Source organism: Acinetobacter sp. YH12097 (assembly GCF_013419225.1).
Lineage (GTDB): Bacteria > Pseudomonadota > Gammaproteobacteria > Pseudomonadales > Moraxellaceae > Acinetobacter > Acinetobacter amyesii.
Genome location: NZ_VPAN01000082.1, coordinates 1 through 3,713 on the forward strand (window position 1 = coordinate 1; position 3,713 = coordinate 3,713).

Consider the following 3,713-nt stretch of genomic DNA (forward strand, 5'->3'; position numbering starts at 1 on the left):
CCTATTTAAGTGATGTGCTGAAAAGGCTGCCGACGCATAAAGCGACCCAAATAGAAGAATTACTGCCACATCGCTGGAAATCCAACTCAAATTAAAAAATAGGCATGGGGTTCAGCGGACGCTTACGAATATTTCTATCATTCTTATTGTGTATCCCACTCTATTGGTGTTACACAAAAGTGATTATTAAATTTGGTACTAATGGTGCCTTAGGTGCTTTTATTGGACTCCTTATCTTTGAAATTTTTATTCATCTTTTGATTTTTGGTTATTTAAATTTTGGAAAAATTGCATTTTTACTTTGCGCATCTATTCCTCTTTATGCCCCTTTTATGTTGACTATATTTCTCCCCTTCAATGAACCATACAGAATACTCAAAATTATTTTATACAGCTTACCACTTCAGATTTTTGCTTTATTTGGCTTTGGCATTTTTTACTTCATCGAATTCTATCCTCAAATATCACTCATCACATTAATCTTACTAACCACTTGTTTTATTTTATTTTTATTAAGATATGCAGTGTTTTTATATCGATTCAGAGCAGGTACTGAAAATACCTATCTCACCGCTTTTTATAATCAATATTTACAAGAAAAAGCACGTCAAAAAATGTTGGATGAACAATATGAGCGTTTAAATCCTTTCAATAAAACGAGCGAATCAAGTCAGTCTTCTTCCTCTAGTTACAGCTCTTCATCGTCAAGCAGCAGTTCTTCATCAGGAAGCAGCTCAAGTAGTTCTTCCTCATCTTCCTCACGAGATTCAGGAGGTAGCTCAGGCGGCGGCGGCGCATCGGGTTCATGGTAATACCTAAAACGACGTGACGATTAAAGATTAATTTTTTTAAATCCAATCACTCAAAGCCAAAGCCTAAAAACTTTGACTTTTTTGTCACTCATTTTTCCCTCACATAATAAATTACCCCTGCCCGATCATCCGAAAAATAAAAAGATTTTTCATCGATCTTATAAATATCAGCAGGTCGCCCATTTAGCGTTTTCCCGACTAAAAAGCCATCCATAAAGGTTTCAAGTTTTTGTCCTTTACGCATCATTGCAATTTGATAGCCATGGCCAATCGCCTCGTCGGTAGAGCCATGCAAGGCCACTAAAAAAGAATTTTTGATGGTGTCATCTGTGTCTGGATGATCAAAATAATCAAAACCTAATGCAGAGGAGTGTGAAGGAAAATATCCATAAGGCGATGGAACATTTTTACAGCCAGATGCACGTTTAAATTTAGAGTCCGCCAAGACTTTGCCCTGCCATGAATAACATGCGGGCCAACCATAATCGGCATCCCGCTTTAGCGCATAAAAAGTTTCATCTGGCTTTTTACTTCCCAAATGATCAGAACCTTGATTGGTCGCAAATAGAAATCTACCGATCCATTTTTAATCCAACTGCATTACGCAAACCTGTCGCATAAATCCGTTGCTCTGAACCATCAGGATTCATCTCAATGACTGAAGCTCGCACTTTTTCTTTCTCTACACACGCATTACAACTCGAACCGACAGATACATAAACTTTTCCATTTCCACCAATAGCAATCGTCCGTGTCAGGTGCCAACCGCCGTATTTATAACTCAAACCATAATCTGGAAATGTCGCTAAAACTTCAGCCTTACTCGAAGGCTGAGTTTCTCCTCTACTAAATTTTTGCCGTGTCAGTTGATGCGTTTCCGCAAAATAGAGCCGATCCTGTCCTTGAGCATCGGTATAAAACTGAACTGAATTTGGATTTCTCAAACCGGTCAGATAAGGAATGATTTTGCCAAATTTACCGGTGTCAGCATTCCAATCATCCAATATATACACAGTACCTTTTTTATTATCTGTTAGATCATACATATCCGTGACAAACATTCTGCGATCAGGTGCTTGCGCAAAAAAACGAACACGTTTGAGACCTTCGGCAGCAGAAATAATTTCATACTGCGTAGGCAAATTTAATGAAAACTGCTTGCCATTTTTTAAATGGATTGGATGCGGTACAAGTTTGGGTTGTTGCGACCAACTGGTCATTGAACAGACGAAACCAAGGATCAAGATGGCGCTTATTTTTTTCATATTTAAATACATCTCAATGAATCATGTATATCTGTATTCATCATAGATGTCTTGTATCTATTTTATTCAATTTATATTTTTAGAAAATATTATACTTTTGAAAATTAAAGTTTTTTAAATCACATACGCTGTTGCAGTACACAACAGTCAAAATAAGGAGGAACTGTATTCCCCCTCACGTCTTTGTTTTTAAATCATGATTTTAATCAAAATCCATGAAACAACTTATTCATATCTTTGCATACATATTCTTTAAAATGATAGGCGCGCGCATGTTTGGCATCAAATTTAGCTTCTAAATCACCTTTTTTGAAAATATAAACACGATCCTCTTTACTGACTAAAAACTCTGCACCCAGTTTCATCAAAAGCGCATCAATTTTATCTTCATCTGCAATCGATTCATCTGCATTAATTTTATCGTAATTGCGTTTAATGCCTTTAATAAACATCGCGCTGCCTCAGAGAAAATAACAATGCGCGATTAAATCAGAGTCCTGCTTTTTTGCAAAGGCTTTTGATGCAATAAAGTCATGGCATTTAATGCGCTAAGGGCAATCAACATTATTTTATAAAAACGCTTTAAATCACAATTCCTCACTTTACATTTACGTAAATCTACCTATGATGTAAAAACCGACAAAAATAACCACCAAAACACATAAATGGAATTATGTGTATGATTTACAAAAGGTTTTAAGATGAAAAAAATCCTACTCGCAAGCATTTTGGCAATGAGCACTCAATTGGCTTTTGCTGAAACCAAAACAGATGCCGTCGATCCTGAATTTGCTAAAGTGGAAGCTATGGTCAAGGCCAAAGATATGAATGGCGCCTACCAAACACTGAGCAAGCTTGCAGCAAAAGGTAATGCTCAGGCCACTTATAATTTGGGCTATCTTACTCAAACAGGTCAAGGCGTAGCGAAGGATGAGAAAAAAGCCATCCAACTCTATGAACAGGCTGCAGCCAAAGGCTACCCAGTTGCTAACTATGTGTTAGGTAAAAATTATGCAACGGGCACGCTGGGCTTAAAACAAGACACCAATAAGGCCAAACAATATTTAGAACGCGCATCTTCGGCAGGGTTTGACGATGCCTCCATCGACTATGCCATTTTACTTTTTGCAGAAAATAAACCTGAGTCAGATAAATTGGCACTCAGCAAACTTGATCCGCTGATTAAAAAAGGCAACTACCCTGCGATTCATGCCAAAGCGCTTTATGACATCAGTGCAGGCTTTAAAACTAAAAATGAAAAGCCTATTCAGCAAGGTCTAAATAGCATTCAAGAGTTAGCGAAAAAAGGTTATGTCCCTGCATTGATGGCAGTGGGCAATATGTTTGTAAATGGCAATATCATCCCGCAAAATTTGCCTGAAGCTAAAAAAATATTTAGCGCATTAGCCAAAGAAAATATTCCGCAAGCCAAAGAATCTTTGGCAACCGTGGATAAAATGATCGCTGAACAAGCCAAAGCACCTAAAGCCAATGCGAAAAAGAGTTAATTGTCTTGTCCTGAAATAGATTGACAGTATTCCACTTCAAACCGAGTTAAGCAATTAGCTCGGTTTTAGTTTGCTCATACGTCTGATTCGGGGTGTTCATATTTAAACTTAAATGTGGTCTATAGCAA

4 protein-coding genes and 1 pseudogene are annotated in these 3,713 nt (G+C 37.4%); 3 read left to right on the top strand and 2 right to left on the bottom strand.

Annotated elements, in window-relative coordinates; genetic code table 11:
- Both FTU37_RS16345 and FTU37_RS16350 read left to right on the top strand, forming a co-directional pair.
- Nucleotides 1-95: transposase domain-containing protein (locus tag FTU37_RS16345; protein WP_136143756.1), on the top strand; the 95-nt coding region annotated here is incomplete at its 5' end.
- 84 nt (nt 96-179) lie between these two features.
- A complete protein-coding gene (locus FTU37_RS16350; RefSeq protein ID WP_180124665.1) occupies nt 180-812 on the top strand; it encodes a hypothetical protein in 633 nt (210 codons plus the stop codon).
- An 88-nt stretch (nt 813-900) separates the two neighbouring features.
- Here FTU37_RS16350 and FTU37_RS16355 read toward each other — a convergent pair.
- Nucleotides 901-2,077: pseudogene (locus FTU37_RS16355) on the bottom strand (sorbosone dehydrogenase family protein).
- Nucleotides 2,078-2,283: 206 nt separating this feature from the next.
- Nucleotides 2,284-2,529, bottom strand: coding sequence for a hypothetical protein (locus tag FTU37_RS16360; protein ID WP_078191141.1), 246 nt, complete (start codon nt 2,527-2,529; stop codon nt 2,284-2,286).
- 249 nt (nt 2,530-2,778) lie between these two features.
- On the opposite strand from FTU37_RS16360, the gene FTU37_RS16365 reads away from it, so the two are divergent.
- A complete protein-coding gene (locus tag FTU37_RS16365; RefSeq protein ID WP_180124666.1) occupies nt 2,779-3,585 on the top strand; it encodes a tetratricopeptide repeat protein in 807 nt (268 codons plus the stop codon).
- The last annotated feature ends 128 nt before the right edge of the window (nt 3,586-3,713 follow it).